Source organism: Saccharibacter sp. EH611, assembly GCF_009834765.1.
GTDB lineage: Bacteria > Pseudomonadota > Alphaproteobacteria > Acetobacterales > Acetobacteraceae > Saccharibacter.
This window is the reverse complement of record NZ_WVHP01000021.1, coordinates 1-18,863: the sequence shown is the minus strand read 5'-3', so window position 1 is coordinate 18,863 and position 18,863 is coordinate 1. Positions and strand designations below refer to the sequence as shown.

Annotated in this window: 13 protein-coding genes; 6 read left to right on the top strand and 7 right to left on the bottom strand. The window is 49.4% G+C overall.

Annotated features, from left to right (window positions below):
* Window positions 1-126 precede the first annotated feature (126 nt).
* From flgF to GS535_RS05380, 3 genes are all read left to right on the top strand, one after another.
* A complete protein-coding gene (flgF, locus tag GS535_RS05390) occupies window positions 127-879 on the top strand; it encodes a flagellar basal-body rod protein FlgF (RefSeq protein ID WP_160791130.1) in 753 nt (250 codons plus the stop codon).
* A 153-nt stretch (window positions 880-1,032) separates the two neighbouring features.
* Window positions 1,033-2,586, top strand: a complete 1,554-nt coding sequence (flgK, locus tag GS535_RS05385; RefSeq protein ID WP_237442205.1) for a flagellar hook-associated protein FlgK — start codon at window positions 1,033-1,035, stop codon at window positions 2,584-2,586.
* A 23-nt stretch (window positions 2,587-2,609) separates the two neighbouring features.
* The gene (locus tag GS535_RS05380) at window positions 2,610-3,698 is read left to right on the top strand and encodes a flagellar biosynthesis protein FlgL (protein ID WP_160791129.1); all 1,089 of its coding nucleotides are present in this window, start codon (window positions 2,610-2,612) and stop codon (window positions 3,696-3,698) included.
* 145 nt (window positions 3,699-3,843) lie between these two features.
* Here GS535_RS05380 and GS535_RS05375 read toward each other — a convergent pair whose 3' ends face one another.
* The 6 genes from GS535_RS05375 to GS535_RS05350 all read right to left on the bottom strand — a co-directional run bounded on the left by GS535_RS05375 (window position 3,844) and on the right by GS535_RS05350 (window position 10,082).
* Complete coding sequence (locus tag GS535_RS05375; RefSeq protein ID WP_160791128.1) at window positions 3,844-5,268, bottom strand: tetratricopeptide repeat protein; 1,425 nt, start codon at window positions 5,266-5,268, stop codon at window positions 3,844-3,846.
* Window positions 5,269-5,412: 144 nt separating this feature from the next.
* On the bottom strand, window positions 5,413-6,393 hold the full coding sequence (locus GS535_RS05370; RefSeq protein ID WP_160791127.1) for a flagellin: 981 nt from the start codon (window positions 6,391-6,393) through the stop codon (window positions 5,413-5,415).
* Between the two features lie 169 nt (window positions 6,394-6,562).
* On the bottom strand, window positions 6,563-7,264 hold the full coding sequence (locus tag GS535_RS05365; protein WP_160791126.1) for a hypothetical protein: 702 nt from the start codon (window positions 7,262-7,264) through the stop codon (window positions 6,563-6,565).
* A gap of 60 nt (window positions 7,265-7,324) precedes the next feature.
* Window positions 7,325-8,524, bottom strand: coding sequence for a flagellar motor switch protein FliM (fliM, locus tag GS535_RS05360; protein ID WP_160791125.1), 1,200 nt, complete (start codon window positions 8,522-8,524; stop codon window positions 7,325-7,327).
* A 19-nt stretch (window positions 8,525-8,543) separates the two neighbouring features.
* Window positions 8,544-9,077, bottom strand: coding sequence for a flagellar basal body-associated FliL family protein (locus GS535_RS05355; RefSeq protein ID WP_160791124.1), 534 nt, complete (start codon window positions 9,075-9,077; stop codon window positions 8,544-8,546).
* Between the two features lie 198 nt (window positions 9,078-9,275).
* Window positions 9,276-10,082 carry a response regulator transcription factor gene (locus GS535_RS05350; protein ID WP_160791123.1) on the bottom strand — a complete coding sequence of 269 codons (807 nt, stop codon included), beginning with the start codon at window positions 10,080-10,082 and terminating at the stop codon, window positions 9,276-9,278.
* Between the two features lie 329 nt (window positions 10,083-10,411).
* Here GS535_RS05350 and GS535_RS05345 point away from each other — a divergent pair, with 329 nt between their 5' ends.
* Genes GS535_RS05345 through GS535_RS05335 form a run of 3 tightly spaced genes read left to right on the top strand, consistent with a single transcriptional unit; the run spans window position 10,412 to window position 12,238 of the window.
* Window positions 10,412-11,086, top strand: a complete 675-nt coding sequence (locus GS535_RS05345) for a CsgG/HfaB family protein (protein ID WP_160791122.1) — start codon at window positions 10,412-10,414, stop codon at window positions 11,084-11,086.
* A gap of 15 nt (window positions 11,087-11,101) precedes the next feature.
* A complete protein-coding gene (locus tag GS535_RS05340; RefSeq protein ID WP_160791121.1) occupies window positions 11,102-11,533 on the top strand; it encodes a DUF4810 domain-containing protein in 432 nt (143 codons plus the stop codon).
* Between the two features lie 6 nt (window positions 11,534-11,539).
* The gene (locus GS535_RS05335) at window positions 11,540-12,238 is read left to right on the top strand and encodes a DUF799 domain-containing protein (protein WP_160791120.1); all 699 of its coding nucleotides are present in this window, start codon (window positions 11,540-11,542) and stop codon (window positions 12,236-12,238) included.
* A 93-nt stretch (window positions 12,239-12,331) separates the two neighbouring features.
* Here GS535_RS05335 and GS535_RS05330 read toward each other — a convergent pair.
* Window positions 12,332-18,863: autotransporter-associated beta strand repeat-containing protein (locus GS535_RS05330; protein ID WP_160799173.1), on the bottom strand; the 6,532-nt coding region annotated here is incomplete at its 5' end.

Here is an 18,863-nt window from a genome sequence, read left to right as displayed (position 1 = left end):
AGATTTTTATGGAGAATGCTCCCCTCTCCATATATTTTTTATATCAAAAGATTTTTTCTTCAGTTATTCTAGAGCGAACGTTTTCGTCTTCATTCTTATTCATCCTATGTCCTCAACGGAGGGATCGTGGACAGCACGAATTTCTTAGCGCTCTCACGCGTCGATGCGCTTACGCGCTCACTTGAGGTAACGGCTAACAACTTAGCCAATAGCAACACAGATGGGTTCAAAAGCTCGCGCGTTCTTTTTTCCGACTATCTATCCAAGCAACGCAATGCTCATGGGCTCGGTTCGGAAAAAACGCTGGATTATAACCAAGACAAAGCAACCTACCGTGACACATCCCAAGGAGCCCTTCGCCAAACAGGCAATCCTTTGGATATCGGGATCAATGGTGAAGGCTTCTTCAATATTAGAACCAAAGACGGCGTCAAACTAACGAGGAACGGACAATTTAGCCGAACCTCTGATGGAACGATTGTTGATCTCTCAGGCAATGCGTTGCTGGATGACCAAAACCGTCCCATCACTCTTGATCCCAACGACGATGTCTATCCGCTTTCCATTGCCGCTGATGGGACAATCTCTACACAACGGCAGCAAGCCATTGCTAAGATTGGCATCTCAACAGTTGAAAACCTCAATACACTTCATGCTGAAGGCAACCATCTTTTCCGCCCAACGACGCGCCTCCGCCCAGTGGATAATGTCGAGATACGTCAGGGCATGCTGGAGTCCAGTAACGTCAATGCTATTCAAGAAACAACGGATCTTATGCGCACTCAGCGTGAATATGACCTGAACTTTCAGCTCATCCAGACCGAATCCACCCGTCTGCAAAATGCCATTGATAAGATCACCACTGAACCATCCTCCTAAATCCTTTACTGAATGATGACCTTGTTCATTGTTAGAAGAACAAAAAACCACCCCGCGCAATCTCTTTGTAACCTTTTTGCGCTATTTACTCTTCTCAAAGAGCCTGTCTAACGCGAGCTGGCCTTAAATGCGTGAGTTTGCCCGTGGAGAAAAATGATGAGCCTTGGTCTGTCCCTTAATATCGCGTCTAGCGGTCTTCAGAATGTTGAAGCCGGGCTTGCGACCACCTCAAAAAATGTCACAAACGCTTCCACAGAAGGCTACGTGTCAGAAAATGCCGTCTCCACCTCCGCGGTTATTTCCGGCAAAGGCACAGGTGTCACCACTGGCAATAATACACTCCACATCTCTCCCCCGCTTCAGGCGGCTTTATATCGTCAGAACGCTAATGTTTCTGGACTGACGACGATGAACAACTCCCTCTCCAGCCTTTCTGCTGTACAGGGGACGACCTCATCTTCATCCGGTGCCACAAACACGATTGGCACGCTCACCAATACCCTCCAGAGCGTGACAAGCAGCCTGACAGCATTAACCAATACCCCTCGCAGCAGTGCGGCTCACTCAACGGTTATCGGCAATGCTCAGACATTGGTAAGCAATATTGGCACGCTGTCCTCAGTCTATCAGTCGCAACGCCAAGGGGCCCAAGACGGGATTGTGAGCACGGTCGCTGGAATTAACTCCGACGTCACAACGATTGGACAGATCTCTAAGCAGATTATGCTCATGCAAGGCACTGGGAAAGACACGTCAGACCTCGAGAATAAACGCTTCGAGTCCATGAGCCGCCTTTCCAGCAAGCTTGGCGTTTCTTTCACCGAGCAACCCAACGGGGATATGATCGTTAACACACAAGACGGTATGCAGATCCCTACGCGCCCTGACCAAATCAATCAGTCAGATAGCAGTCAATCTCTGCCCTCTTCCGGCTGGCCACTCACAACATCAAACGCCACCTTATCCCCTGGAATGTACTATAAGCAGGGCGATACAAATGGCGGAATTCCAGCTATTTCAATCAATGGTCGTGATGTCACAAACCACCTCACAGGGGGGACATTAGGGGCTAACCTTACCCTGCGTGATAACACCTATCCGGGCATGCAGGCACAGCTGGATTCCTTCTCCTACACGATGGTCAACCGGTTTAATGCTGCGGGTTTGCCACTCTTTAGTAACGGAACGTCCCAGCCGCTGTCATCTGACCCGACGAAGACGGCCCCTCAGGGCACAGTTGGCCTGTCGTCCTCTCTTGCCGTTAATCAACAGTATGTGGACAAGCCGTCCTTGCTGACCACAAACAAAAATGGTGACACAGCTGATACAACCGCTGTCACCAATGCGCTTAGTCAGGCGTTAGGCACGACCTCTAGCGCAGTAACGGGAAAGTTAGCAGCCCCGACTGATTCTCTGGGCCCAACTGGAGAGTTCTCGACAGGATATTCTGGGGAGCAAGGGCTCAGCCAGCTTGCGTCTTCGCTGACATCTAATCAAGCGCTCACAATCAGCAACACATCGTCCAACCTTTCCACCGCGTCTTCTGTAAAGACAACGCTGTCAACGCAAGTTTCTAACGTGTCTGGCGTGAATGTTGATAACCAGATGGCCAATGTCATCACCCTCCAAAATGCCTATAGTGCCAATGCGAAGGTCATTTCGGCGGTTCAGTCCATGTTCTCCGCACTCATCAACGCGGTGCAATAAGGTAATAGCGGAAGGTCATTGTTATGAGTCTCTCAGTTGGCCAGTATGGCGCAAGTGGAATGAGCCAAATCCTTTCTGATGGGATTCAGCAAATCCGCGACCAACAGCAGCTTAACTCTTGGCAAGCCACCCAAGGGACAATCTCGAGCAGCATCGCGGGCTTGGGTGATAACCGGGGGGCAACCCTTGCTCTTAGCCCCAAAATCGCACAGCTTGCGGACTACCAAACAAATATGAGTTCTGTGCAGAACCGTCTTTCGATCAGCTCAAAGGCCATTGAGCAAGTGACCAATATTGCCCAAAGCTTCTCCTCTCAAATGCTTGGGATAGAATCGACCTTAGGCTCTAAAGCACAGCCGCTTGATGCTACTATTTCAAATGCACGCTCTTCCCTAAGCACAATCGGGAACATCCTCAATACATCTGACGGAATGGGCTACATCTTCTCCGGTACAGCAGAAAATGAACCAACTGTCCCCTCCCCCAATCAACTGTCAGATTCACCGTTAGCGAAGTCCATTTCTAAGATTGTCTCCGGCCTCTCTGGCAACAATGTTGATGATATTTTTAAACAGGCCACAGCGGCAGCAGCAGATAACTCCTCCTCCATGTCAGTCTTCTCGCCATCAATCTCGACATCTGCTGAGAAGGCCACAACAATGCGCCGACAAGTCGTGACAGGGCCAACGAGTGCCTCAACCTCCTCCAATGGCGTTGTTGCGACGGAAGGTGGTCAGGCATCTGATACCTCCACTGGGTCTCCAATCCGCGATATGATGCGTGATATGATGATCGTCTCTTCTATGCAGGGAATGAGCTCTACGACACCGGGGTTCACGGAGCTGGCTAAAAAACTCCAAGCTTCTTTTACCGATAGCTCTAATCGCTTGATCGACATGAACACCTCTATTGGTGTGGAACAAAACAACATTAAAAGTCAGCAAAAGACCTTCACGTCTGTCCAAACATCGCTACAGACGCAACTGTCAACAAATGTAGATGCTGACATGGCCGTTGTGGCGACGCAGGCCTCCGACCTGAGCACCCGCCTTAAAGCCTCCTACTCACTCATCGCAAAAACGAAGGGCATGACTCTCGCTGATTATATGTGATTTTTGAAGAGGCAAGGCCTTATCCTCCCACCCTTAGGGAGGGACATGATGAGTGCTATGGTTCGATAAAATATAGCCGGGCTTTGCAACTACTACCGAAGGGGGCCTATCAACAAGACGGCCCCCTTTCTCAAACATGCTCTTCTCAGACACCGTGTGCTTTTTCTTTTGCGTCCTGCATGGCTCTTAGGTCACGCTTGGCATCTTCAAACGCTTCAGACCAATCAAGCGGGCGCTTTTGCTGATAGATCGTCAAGCTATCATACCATGGTGAATCAGAACGCTTTGCCAGCCAACGCCAGCATTGATCAAAACGTGACAGCATCATAACAGGCTTGCCAAGTCCGGCCGCTACGTGTGCTGTGGAAGTATCCACAGCTACCACGACATCCAGCTGAGTGATTAATGCAGCTGTATCTGAGAAATCATGAATATGGTCTGTATAATCAATCAACGTCATAGGGGCTGGCGGATGCGCGGCCTGCTCTTTCTTGTCACCAATTTGTAAACTGTAAAAAATCGCCTCTGGTACTGCTTCTGCTAACGGAGCCAACGTCTTCAGGTCAAGAGAACGCCGTCTATTCGCAAACTCAATAAATTTTATATGTTTATGAGGCGCTCCCGCCCACACTAAACCAACACGCAATGGTGCTGAAGCGGCTGTCGACCCTTGATCATGCTGTAAACGCTCTCTCCACTCGGCCATTTTCTCAGGCTGCACTTTCAAAAAGCCTTCTGAAAACGGAAGCGTTTCCAGCGTTACGCCCGTAAAATGCGCAAGGCTCATAATCGGCGTCTGGACATCATGAAGAGGAAGTGTTTCTGCATCGTCCACAAATGTTATCGTCGGGAATGAATAACGCAAAAGCGCTAATAAGGGCTTGCGTGTCGCAACGATAATTTGCCCATTCTGTTTCTCAAGTTGCGGCAAAAAACGGCTAAACTGCACAGCATCACCAAATCCTCCAACGAAATACACAAGCAACGTCCTGCCATTAAGAGGCGTGCCATCCCATTGGATAGCCGCTCTCCCCACACGTTTTGCGCATTCTCTCCAATGCCATTCATATTCACGAAATCCTTCCTTGTAGCGGCCTGTCGCAAGGAGGAAGAGCGCATAATTCGTATGTGTTTCCACATGCGTCGGGTCCACCTCTAAAGCCGCCTTATGGAAACGCTCCGCTAGCGTGAACTCTCCGATTGGTTTCAGGGCTGATGCCAAGTTTCCCAAAGCAGGCGCATGAGTTGGTTTGATTGTTAGCGCTTTTTGATAACAATTAATCGCTGCAAGATAATCCTGCAAAAGCTGGCAGGCATCCCCAAGATTACTCCATGCATCATAGGCTTGAGGATCAATCTCAACAGCCTGCCGCAGAACAGTCAGAGCACCATTTAAGTCATTTTCTTTTAGAAGTAGGGCGCCGTAATTATTAAGAGCAATGACATTGCGTGAATCGAGCGTTATGACCTCTTTATACAAAGCCATTGCCTGATGAGTGCGTCCATTGCGATGATGCCCAATCGCTGCTTCCAACTTATGAAATAGTGGCGTCTTCTCATCATCCGACACGCTTATTACTCCCTCACATATACGTTACACATCACGCTACTTTAAGCGTTATCATGATGTCATAAATTCATAAAAAAACGCCACCACATTTCTGTGGTGGCGTTTCCTCCACTCTCACTCAGCCAAAGCTGAGAAAAATCACTCTTATTGGAAGAGCTGCAGAATGTTCTGAGACTGGCTGTTGGAAATGGACAGAGACTTAATGCCCAAGGACTGCTTCGTCTGCAGAGATGTCTGTTTTGCACTCTCAGAAGCCATGTCAGCATCTGTCAGCGCACCGCCAGCAGCTGTCAGAGAGTCAGATGTGACCTGACCAAAGGAGCTCATCGTGTCGATGGTCTGCTGATTTGCACCCAGCTTACCAGAAACATTCAAGACTGCAGACTTCGCCTTGCTCACGATGTCAATCAAGCTAGCGAGCGTCTTCGTGCCTTGATTGATGCCAGAAGCGGAAACCTGTGAGCCTGCTGTCGCAAGTGCGATGGCGCTACCAGAACCCGTCACAAAGACGTTCCCTGTCGCATCACCACCCGTTACTGTACCTGTAGACAGACCAAGAAGATCGCTCAAAGATCCAGCCTGACCAGTCGCACCAGTTTCAGCCTGGAAAGTGCTTGCAAAACCAGAAGTCGTCTGTGTTTCACCACGCAGACCCGTCACGAAGCTCAGGTTGTTTGTGGTAATACCTAGACCATCGCCCGTACCAGCGGTCAGCAGATTCACACCCTGAAGTGTGGAGTTACGAGCAATCGTGTTGATCTGGTTAATCTGACCCGTGATAGTGTCATTGAGACGTGCCAGAGAAGCAGGGTCACCAACGTGCTGACCCAAGCTGGTCACGGAACCACGCAGGTTATCCAGAACAGAGCCAATGCTGGAAAGAGCAGAGCTTGCTGTCGTGTTAATGCGTGAAGCATAGCTCAGACCGTCATTCACGGTGTTCTGACCGGAAATGTCGTTGTTGATCTGAGAAGCAATGCCGTAAGAAGCTGGGTTGTCAGAAGCGGTAGAAACCTTCTTACCGGTAGAAATCGCATTCTGGGTCTGGGACAGCTGGCTCTGCGTGCTGCTCAGGTTTTCCAGAGCGATCATTGAGTTGACGTTTGTATTAATCGATAGTGACATTGATCTATTCTCCGAGATCGCCTGGCCCATCGCCAAGCCGTTTGGATGACATGAGAGAATAAAACATCAAATGGCTACAAGAAGATTAACAGAGAGATGAAATTCTTCAGAACGATGATAAAAATCCTTATAAAACAAAGAATTATACTCGTTTAATTTCATTTTTCTCTTATTTTTTCTCATCCACGGCCTTCATATAAGGTCGCGGAGAGCGCATGGAATGCGGCATAGGACGTTCAAAATGATCCTCAAAGTTGGAGGAATAGACAGATGGCTCCTCTTTTGGAGAGGGCGATGTATCGTGTTTAGGGTCAAAAATTTCAGGATGGAACGATACAGTCAGCGAATCACCTCCAACATGAGGGGACATTGGCATAAATGCCTTTTTCATCGTTTCTTCCACCTCTTTCATCTTCTGCTCATACTGAGCTTTGAGCGTCTCCGCTGAAGGAATATCATGGTAGGAATCAAGGCGTTTTTCGAGTAAATCTGCCGCTCTTTGCGCCCTACGAATCGCTTCCTCAAGAGCCGCCTGCCGCTTATCTGCTTTGGTGACATCCTGCTCTAGCTGAGCAGAAACCTCGCTCACCATTTTCTGAAGATCCGTTAAATCTTCCCCCGCATTACGCGCATGCTCAACAAGGGTGTTGAGCCGCTTCCCTCCCTTGCTGGCCTCCAGCTTCATGGCATCAAACAAACGCCCGACATGCTCTGTTGAGGTATCAAGACTGGCCACCATCTCATTAAGCGCAGCGTAGGTTTCACGAATCACGCCAAGACGCTTCACGATTCGCCGCGAGCTGATAATCCCCGCCACAATGACGAGGGTTAAAATCACCTCAATGATGGTCTGGCTATTTTCTAAAAGCATGACGTCCTGCGTGATTATCTTTTAGGAAGAGCCACGATAACGCCCTCCCTACACTATGGCCTATTGTTGCTGGTCAGCACTTTTATGCGTAGAATCTTGGAAAATCCCAAGGTCAGCCGCCGTATGAATCTCATCTTCTGGCGGGATAAGACGCTGATCAATACGTACCACTTGCATATTATGCGCCTTCCCCAACGTGCCGACAAACATAGGAGTGCCATCACATTCCATCTGTACTTGGTAAGGCGCGCCCCTTTTGTGTGGGAGATGCAGGACAGAGCCTTTCTTAAGATCCAATATCTGCGATAAGGGCAGAAACGTTTCTTCAAACACCGTCGACATCGTGATGCTGGTCTCCATGATCTCAGAAATGAGATAATCTTCCCAGGCTGAGTCACTCCCGAAATTTTCCCCCATAAACTGTTGGGATAATTTTTCGCGCACAGGTTCCAGCGTTGCATAAGGGAGGATAAGATCCATATTGCCGCTGCGATCCCCCATATCCACATGGAAGCGCGCTGTTACCGCAGCGTTTGAAGGACGGACAATCGTCGCAAAGCTTGAGCTGATCTCCAAACGCTCAAAATGAAGATTAATATCACCCACGGGCACAAAAGCTTCAGAAAGCTCTGTCAGACTAATCGTCGCCAGTTTTTCGATCAAAGCACGTTCAAGAGCTGTCGGAGGACGGTTTTCGATAATTTTTAGCCTTGATCCTCTCTGCCCACCCATCAGAATATCAACAATAGAATAGGACAAAGATGCATCGAAAATCAGGAGGCCATAATTCTTCCATTGCTCCGCCTTGAAGACGTTGAAAACTGACGAAGAAGGCACTTCTTGCATATAGTCCCCAAAACGAAGGGAACGCATACTTTCAAGCGTGATGTCTACCGTATCATTGGTAAAACCAAGTAACTTTGACGACAAAAAACGCACAAACCGATCGAACACATTCTCGAGCATCGGCATGCGTTCGTACGCAACAAAACCCGTCTTGATGACACGTTCAATTCCGCTTTCTTCACGCACTGACGAGCCGGCGAAAGTATCGCCCAGCATGGCATCAATAGCGGATTGATCAAGCGTCTCTTGGCTGTCGTCTTCCCCTTGAGCAGCTCCAGTTCCCTCAGAGGGCTCTTCGGTAGTTTCTTCCTGTGTAGCGCCCTCATTACCCTCATCAGATGGCTGCTCCTCAGCCTTAGAAGCCTCATCTGTGGAAGCCCCTTCTGAGATGTTCTGCTCTTCTTCGTCGGCCATAATGTCACGTGATCCAGTGTTATTGGGTCAATAATTCGGTGATATAAATATTGCTCACTTTGAGTGGAGCAAGATCAGCACGAAGCCGCCGCAAAAGCGCTTCCCTCAACCGATAAAAGCCGCTCCCGTGAAGGTCTTCTGGCCGTGTCTCATGAAGATAGGTTTGGAAAATGTCCTGGATCTCAGGCACGCGCCCTTGCAGAGAGGTGGCATCTTTTGCGCCCTCAATTTCGACACGTGCTGTCATCTTGACGTAAACAGTCCGCCCATTGCCAGTGTCGAGATTAGCCGTCGCCGCAGGAATACCTAGCTGTAACGACCGATCAAGAAAACCACCCGCGCTCTGCCCCTTTCCATTATGAGCTGCTTGAGGTTTAGCAGCAGGCAGAAATGGAAGAAAATTCTTCTCCCATGCAAAGAAGCCACCAGCTGCCAAAAGAACGACAGCACCGATAATCGCAAAAAGGGTCTTTTTAGATTTCCCCTTTCCCTCACGAGCAGACTGTTCGTTTTCTGCTCCTTCAGCAGAAGGATTGGAAGGCGTTTCACTCATCTATATGCAGCTCCAGGTCATCACAGTGCGACTATCTCAGCCGCTTTTACTGTCTTGGCCACCCCTTCTCAATGGGGAATAGCGTCTCCATTTCAGACGTCTTTCTCCTTTCATGCCACATCAGAAGGTGCTTTGGCTATTTTTGATGCACCTGTCAGCGCAATTAGTATCGCTCGTGAGGCTTTTTAAAACAACGAACTATTGGTGCTGGTCAGGTAAACCCGCTGTGATATTCCCGCCTGCTGTAATTGGCATGCTCGATTCCCGTGCAGAAGAAGGTGCAAACTCCATATCATCCTCATGACGGGCCCCAAACGGCAAAAAGGCCTCCTCATTCAAGCGATACCCCATCCCCCAACTCGTTTTAAAAGGAGTTTGTATTCCTCTTTTTCTAAGCTTTTGGCGGATACGACATACCATGACATCCACCGTTTTACTCGCTGGTTTTTCTCGATCTGCATAAAGCGCAGCTAGAATGGCCGATTTATTAAGAAGATTGCCACGTCTGCGTACCATCAAAGACATAATGTCATATTCATTATGTGTTAACGGCACCATATCATCATCAACCAGCACCTCTCGCGTGTCTTCCCGCAACATAAGACGACCGATCGTAATCGTTTGGCTCGTTACCCCAACGCCAGAAACACGACGCACGATAGCACGCAGACGCGCCAACAGCTCCACAGGATCCATCGTTATCGGGACACAATCATCCGCTCCTGCAGCCAACACAGCAGCGACACTTTCAGCCGTGCTCTCGCGTGTAATAATAAGAATGGGGATACTAAAACGATTATTACGGATCATCTGAACCAACATCGGGTTCGGTTGAATTTGCTGGATGACCGCAATATCGGAAGGGAAATGCCGCAACGCACTCAATACCCCTTCCTTCCCTGTAATACGGAGGGAAATATGCCCCTTAGAAATCGCCTCTGACAAAGTTGAGCATGGTCGGCCATCAGCATTTTTCTGACTGTCACCAATACATATCAGCCGCATAACTGCTCTCCTACGAGGGGTGCCATCCCCCATTCTTTATAAATCGCCAGATAACAATAGCGTTTGAGTAGAATCAACTTAACACTAGAATAGTGGCGATTGAGACAATATACCCTATTTTTACTTCTTAATCAAAAATGAAAGATCAACCTGTTTCCCAGACCTTTCCCCACTCACGATCTCTTATTCTCTTACCTATTATTGCCGATTACAAGCGTTCAGTATGTGGTATTTATAGCACACTTAATAATTAATAAACATTTCATTTCCTCATCGCAAGAAAAATTTATATACTCAAATAGATAGCTCACAATGGAAGAATAAATGCAATGAAGACCTCCTCTTTTGGCTATATTTTACTCGCCTCTATGGCATTAACAGCTGGTTGTGCAACAGAATCATCGCACACACTTCCGGTGGAGCATGTCACGTCCACTAACCAACCCTATCAAGGCCCTCGCCCAGCTATTGCCATTGGACAATTCCAAAACCGTTCTCATTACATGAATGGATTATTCTCTAGCGGAACGGACTATCTCGGGAATCAAGCGAAAACGATCCTCGCAAGCCATTTACAAGAATCTAATCATTTCAATTTGATGGATCGCAGCAATCTTGATGCTATGGCCCAAGAAGGGCACTTCTCCGGCACGCAACTCCATATCAAAGGCGCTCGCTTCCTCGTAACAGGTGACGTGACAGAATTCGGTCGTAAAGAAACAGGCGACCAAGCGTTATTTGGTATGTTGGGACAAGGACGTAAGCAGATCGCTTACGCTAAAGTTGCCCTCAATATCGTCAATGTTGATACCTCTGAGGTAGTGTACACGGTTCAGGGAGCAGGCGATTACCAGCTTTCCAACCGTGAAATTGTCGGATTCGGTGGCTCTTCGAGCTATGATTCTACCTTGAACGACAAAGTGCTTGATCTTGCCATCCGTGAGGCCGTCAACCGTTTGGTTGAAGCTCTTGACCATGGCGCATGGCCTTTCCCTTCTAAATAAAGGTATCTCCCATAGATGTTTCCTCTCTCCCCATGGCGGACAGGGCTCGCCACAGTCACACTTCTACTCGCCCCTGCTTTAAGCGCCTGCTCTTCCCACCGGCCACCGCTTTACTATTGGAAAGGCTATCAGGATCAAGTGTACAACACACTAAGCCAAAAGGCAGACCCTGCAGCAGGCATCGCTGTACTTGAACGCGGGATCGCACAAGCACAAAGCAAAAATCGTATTCCAGCACCGGGTTACTACGCTGAATTGGGCTATCTTTACGCTCAAGTTGGTAGAGCTAACCAAGCCCGCGATGCTTTTGAGAAAGAAAAATCACTCTTCCCCGAAAGCACGCCTTATATGGACAGGCTGCTCCATACAATGACCGGCGAAAACGCCGCCCCTGCTCCGACAGCTCCTGCACCATCATCTTCTTCCAACACGGCAGCCCGGAGCTAACATCTCATGCGTATCACGTCTTTTAAAACGCTTCTTTCTGCTGTCAGTATGACCGTACTGTTATCCGGCTGCGCTCATAAAAGCGTACCCTATGATTATACAGCCTTTCGCGCGAGCAATCCGGCCTCCATATTGGTCTTACCGCCCATCAATCATAGCGTGGATATTCAAGCATCTAACAGTGTTCTCTCCCAAGTCACGCACCCATTGGGTGAAGCGGGATATTACGTGTTGCCTGTCGCCCTCACGAATGAAACATTCCGCAGCAGTGGCGTTATGACATCGGAAGATGCTCAAAACATTCCACCGACTAAACTGCATGAAATCTTCGGAGCAGATACGGGGCTTTATCTGACGGTGGAACGCTACGGGAATTCCTATCAGGTTTTTAATAGCGTCACGACCGTAAGCATCAAAGCGCGCCTTATTGACCTCCGCAATGGTCTGTCCATTTGGGAAGGTTCCGCCATTAGTCGCCACAACACAAATGATAATAGCAGCTCAAGCCCTCTGGGTTCTCTTATAACAGCCGCAGTTGGGCAGATCATGAATTCCCAACTCGACTATGCCCATGAGGTTGCAGGAGAAGCCTCTGAATATCTTTTGTCTCCTTCTTCCATAAACGGCATTCTACCGGGCCCTCGCTCTCCTGCTTACACAGCAGCACGCGGCCAGCTTGATAAAAGCACCCAGCCTCACAAGTGAGGCTCTTTCATACCGTTTGATATAGTAATGGCGTTCCATCATATCTATGGAACGCCATTATTTTGTACGATCTATCCCGCCTAGCGGAGCGCCTTAGAAGGCCAAACGCACATGTCCTTCTGCCCCACTATCCACGGAGTGTGTTCCATACTGACCGATGTAAGACACACCCACGTCAATACGGTTCGTTAATTTCGCCGTCATCCCCAGTTTCAACACAGCGGAATTACTCGACAATGGCGCACCAACCGTCTCGATAGAGCCAGCACTCGCTCCTGCAAACATCGCACGTGCCGATGGTGTCCTCAGACCAAAGCTATGACGATAAGCAAACATGGCCTGTGGCGTAATCACTGTTTTCCCCACCATAAAGGAGGTTGAAGCACGCATACCGAAGGTAGAGAATGTGACGCCTGTATCCATCCCATGACCACGCAATGCCGCATCACCCCCGTGCTCATGATAACCATTCATATGGAGATTAACGTAGGCCACATTGGCGAAAGGCTCAATCACCGCATGACGCATGTGGAATTTATAACCAAGCTCAGCAAAAGCTTGCGCTGTTCCCCCGAGATAGCCGCTCGTCATACGACCATTATAAGCCCCAACCGCGACAGAACGACGGGTATTCATAATGTTCCACGTATAAGCTGCGCCTAGACGGAGATGGAGGTTGCCCCAATGATTACCCGCATAACCACCAATCGTAATGTTATTGCTATGGCCAGAGGAATTCGAATCCCCTTTCAGGTTGAACATTGAACGCCCATAGCTGACCAAACCACCAACACGCCACGTTGCAAATACTGGTGCATCAGCCCCCATCACGAAACCTGTGGTGGAATGGTGCATAGCGCTTGCTCCGCCATTACCACCATTATTACCCAGACTTCCATAAGACTGGCCCCAAAGAACTGGACGGTTCGACAAGCAAGCATTCACTTTGCGACCCGTCTTCAGGTCAGCCACACCCATGCCACCACTCGTTGGGCTGCCATCGCAATCAGCACTATCAAGGCGGTCAAGAACAGCCTGACGCGCATAATAGCTGTCTTGGATCAAGGCCGTCCGTGCAGAAGCATGAACCTCACCGGATAAAGACTTCATCGCATGGCGGGCATCAGCCGCATTGAGAGCCTCCATTTCCTGCACAAGCTGGCTGTTTTCTGGCATATGCTGCAAGGCATTGCCGATCATCGCCTGTTGTGCTGTTTGTGCGATGCTCGCAAAGCTCGTGCCATTGTTTTTCATGATCACGTCCACATCATCAGCAGCATAAGCGAGCTGCGGCGACAAGAAGGCAGACGTGCCCAAAAGGTTCGTATTGAGCCCATCATAATGTCCCGTGACGCCCTTGCTAGCTGTCAGCAGAGTATAGCCCTGACGCGCTGAGATCTTCGTTCCTTCAGGAACATTGAAATCAACTGTCCCCCCCTTGAGTGCCGCCGTGCCAATTACCTTGATCAGACTGCTTTGCAATTGTTGATATGACCGTCCATTGACCTCCATCGTTTGGCCTGTTGCCGTCGTCGTTCCTTGGGCCACAAGATGAGAATCATGATCCATCCCTAGATCACCATGCACCGACAGAACCCCTACAGGGCTACTTTCTTCCTGCGGAGCACTCTGCACAACAGGTGCGACAGGGGCTGCATCTTCCTCAACAAAAAGACTTCTCAGCATCAAAGATGGTGCCGCCTGCTGCGCGAGCTGAACATCGTCCTTTTTATCCACCACCGTTGCTGCCAAAGTCCCCCCTTGGCCAACGTGGGTCTGCCCGACAGAACCTCCTCCGGAAAGAGTTGCCCCTTGTGTGACATCCATTTTGGCATTTTGGAAGTTACCATCAACTTTCATTGTGCCTTTCTGAACCAAGACCTGACCGGTAAAGTGGGAATCATCACGATTGCTTGGAAGATGCAGAACACCATCACCTCCAGCAACAAAAGTCCCCGTTCCACGTAGCTCATCTTTCATGACACCCGGTTTGTTCATAATGAGCATAGCATCATCAATAACCGCACCTGTGCCAAAACTACGTGGAGACCCAACAATCGTCCCACTCATCAAGTGGAAGTCACCGGTATAAGTGTTATTCTCCGTCATCATGGTCATGTGGCCCTGACCATTCGCAATGATATTTCCCGATCCTGAGATCGTTTGAGCCATCAACACGCTATCACTGCGATTGATATAGAGCGTTCCGTCATTAATTAAGTTACTCGCACTGATAGACCCATTCGTCGCGCCATTCCCAATCTCTAATGATGATCCCGGTTCGACGATCGTATCCCCCGTGTAAGTATTATCCGCCTTCAGGATCGTCCGACCCGACCCTGCTTGAATAAAGTCCCCACTTCCTGAAATCACATGGTCAAACTGCACATTATCGCTATGATTAATAATCAGCTGACCATTATTAACGATTTTCTTACTTTCAACCGCTCCGGTCGTCCCTCCATCACCGAGCTGCAACACCCCACCATTAACTGTCGTATCTCCTTTATACGTATTGTCGGCCACCATCATCGTCATACCCGGGCCATCTTGATGAAAGGCACCAGAGCCAGAAATCTGCTGGCCTAATGTCACGTCATCACTGCGGTTAACAGACAACACCCCATTGTTGATAATGTTCTTACTCGCAACAGAGCCCGCTTCTCCACCATTACCAAGCTGGAGCGTGCCATGATTAATCGTGGTATCACCCGTATAGGTGTTGTCGTTGGTCAGAATGGTGCGGCCCGTTCCATCTTGATGGAAAGCACCCGTGCCAGAAATCTGCTGCCCCAACGTCACATCATTGCTATGATTGACCGCAAGCGTGCCGTTATTGACGATATTCTGGCTCGCAATAGATCCTGTTTCCCCACCATTACCAAGCTGGAGCGTGCCATGATTGATCGTGGTATCGCCCTGATAATGGTTATCGTTGGTTAAGACCGTCGTGCCCGTGCCATCCTGACTGAAGGCACCCGTGCCTGAGATATTCTGGCCAAAGACAGCATCATTGCTACGATTAACCGCAAGAACACCATTATTGACAATCGCACCTGACTGGACAGAACCCGTTGTGCCGCCATCACCAAACTGCAAGGCCCCTTGATCAACAAAGGTCGTTCCTTGATAGCTATTGTCGTTCGTCAGAGTTGTTTTGCCAGTACCTGCCTGATGGAAGTCACCTGAGCCAGAAACCTGCTGACCTACCGTCACATCATTGCTGTGATTAACCGCAAGCGTGCCATTATTGACGATATGTTGCCCGGCAATTGACCCTGTGCTACCGCCGTCGCCCAACTGAAGAGCACCATGCTCAATGGTCGTATCGCCTTGATACGTATTGTCATTGGTTAAGGTCGTCTGACCAGTGCCAACCTGATGGAACGCCCCTGTGCCAGAGATCAACTGATTGAGCGCGACGTCATTGCTACGATTGACTGCAAACACACCATTATTGACGATCTTCTTGCTAGCGAACGATCCTGTCTTCCCGCCATTGCCTAATTGCAGCGTGCCGTGATCAATCGTTGTATCGCCCGTATAGCTATTGTCATTGGTCAACACTGTTTTGCCTGTGCCAACCTGATGGAACGACCCTGTACCAGAAATCCTCTGGCCTAACGTCAGGTCATTGCTGTGATTAACCGCAAGAGCACTATTATTGAGAATATTCTTGCTAGCAATCGACCCGGTCGTGCCACCATTCCCCAGTTGTAACGTGCCATGGTCAATCGTCGTATCGCCTTGATACGTATTGTCATTGGTGAGCGTCGTTGTGCCCGTGCCAACCTGATGGAAGTCACCAGAGCCAGAAATCCTCTGGCCTAACGTCAGGTCATTGCTGTGATTAACCGCAAGAGCGCCGTTGTTAACAATGGCCTGACCCGCAATCGACCCAGTCGTGCCACCATTACCGAGCTGTAACGTCCCATGATCAATCGTTGTATCGCCCGTATAACTGTTGTCATTGAGCAGCGTCGTTTTGCCCGTACCAATCTGATGGAACATCCCCGTGCCAGAAATCTTCTGGGCTAAGGCCACATCATTACTGTGGTTAATCACAAGATCACCATTATCAAGGATGTTCTTGCTGGCAACCGACCCTGTTGTGCCGCCATTACCAAGCTGTAACGTCCCACCATTGATACGGGTATCGCCATGATACTGGTTATCACCTGATAGGATTAACGTGCCGGAATCCGTTTTTGTTAATGCTGTCCCACCAGCAACGGATCCATCATCAATAACAGAAGCAACTTCTGCTGTGATACCGGTTCCTTCAGACGTGCCATCACCAACACGAATAATCGTGTTTGCGGTTGCCGCATGAAGCGCATCCCCTGAAATCAGGTAACTTTTATTATCAAGGTTCGCAAACTGCATACCACTGAGCATTACAGGGGCATTTTGGCCTCTGACATTCTGATCTTTTACCGTAACATGACCAGCTTTCCCTTGGAAAATGGCCATAGATCCTGATGCCCACGGTGCATTGCGCGATCCATTAGCGTTCGTCCAGTTATAATCCCCGCTCCCATTGATCGCCGTCCAGACACCATCGCCGCCATCAACGGAACTATTCCCGTCACGGTTATTAGCACCATGCTGTGCGACATCGCTGCCATCCCAGAAGCTCAGCTCACCACCATGAGAGGAAATCAGGTTCACTTGTTTATCAATTGATGTCTGAATTCCTAAATGAGGATCAAGAACACCATTAGACATTACTCCGTTCAGATTATCCTGACCGGAAAGCTTACCCCCGTAGGAATACATGCGATAAACACCGCCCCCTAGAGAGTTGTCTTGAACGTCTGGCCCGCCGCGTGCTGTGGAAATATTAATCGTCCCACCGAGCTGCAAGTTACCCTTAACATTCACGAAGTCGTTATATTGACCGCCTTCCTTACTGGCCTGGCCCATATTCCAATCTTGCCGAGCATTTGGATCAAACGAAAGCCCGCCATTAATCGTCATCTTCCCTGCGCTATCTAAGCTCCCTCCGGGAGAGAGGGTGCCACCATTATGCACAGCAACATCACCACCAATCGTGCCATTTCCTGCCAGCGTTGCACCAGAAGCAACGGAAGTCAGACCATGCGATCCACTCTGATTCCCATCAACCTGCAAGGTTCCCGCATTCACATTGGTTGGGCCCGCATAGCTGTTATCGTTGGTCAGCGTCGTCTTGCCGGTGCCATCCTGGTTCAGACCGCCCGTGCCAGAGATATGCTGATCAAGCTTCACATCATCACTACGGTTAACCGACAATGTCCCGTTATTGTTGATGTTCTTGCTCTTAATGGAACCGGTCGTACCACCATCACCAAGCTGTAACGTCCCGTGATTGATGTTCGTATCACCCGTATAGGTGTTGTCGTTGGTTAGCGTCGTCTTGCCGGTGCCATCCTGGTTCAGACCGCCCGTGCCAGAAATATGCTGATCAAGCTTCACATCATCACTACGGTTAACCGACAATGTCCCGTTATTGTTGATGTTCTTGCTCGCAATCGAGCCGGTCGTGCCACCATCACCAAGCTGTAACGTCCCGTGATTGATGTTCGTATCACCCGTATAGGTGTTGTCGTTGGTCAGCGTCGTCTTGCCGCTACCATCCTGGTTCAGACCGCCCGTGCCAGAAATATGCTGATCAAGCTTCACATCATCACTACGGTTAACCGACAATGTCCCGTTATTGTTGATGTTCTTGCTCGCAATCGAGCCGGTCGTACCACCATCACCAAGCTGTAACGTCCCGTGATTGATGTTCGTATCACCCGTATAGGTGTTGTCGTTGGTTAGCGTCGTCTTGCCGCTACCATCCTGGTTCAGACCGCCCGTGCCAGAAATATGCTGATCAAGCTTCACATCATCGCTACGGTTAACTGTCAGCGTTCCGTTATTGTTGATGTTCTTGCTCTTAATGGAACCGGTCGTGCCACCATCACCAAGCTGTAACGTCCCGTGATTGATGTTCGTATCACCCGTATAGGTGTTATCGTTGGTCAGCGTCGTCTTGCCGGTGCCATCCTGGTTCAGACCGCCCGTGCCAGAAATATGCTGATCAAGCTTCACATCATCACTACGGTTAACCGACAATGTCCCGTTATTGTTGATGTTCTTGCTCGCAATCGAGCCGGTCGTGCCACCATCACCAAGCTGTAACGTCCCGTGATTGATGTTCGTATCACCCGTATAGGTGTTATCGTTGGTCAGCGTCGTCTTGCCGGTGCCATCCTGGTTCAGACCGCCCGTGCCAGAAATATGCTGATCAAGCTTCACATCATCACTACGGTTAACCGACAATGTCCCGTTATTGTTGATGTTCTTGCTCGCAATCGAGCCGGTCGTGCCACCATCACCAAGCTGTAACGTCCCGTGATTGATGTTCGTATCACCCGTATAGGTGTTGTCGTTGGTCAGCGTCGTCTTGCCGCTACCATCCTGGTTCAGACCGCCCGTGCCAGAAATATGCTGATCAAGCTTCACATCATCACTACGGTTAACCGACAATGTCCCGTTATTGTTGATGTTCTTGCTCGCAATCGAGCCGGTCGTGCCACCATCACCAAGCTGTAACGTCCCGTGATTGATGTTCGTATCACCCGTATAGGTGTTGTCG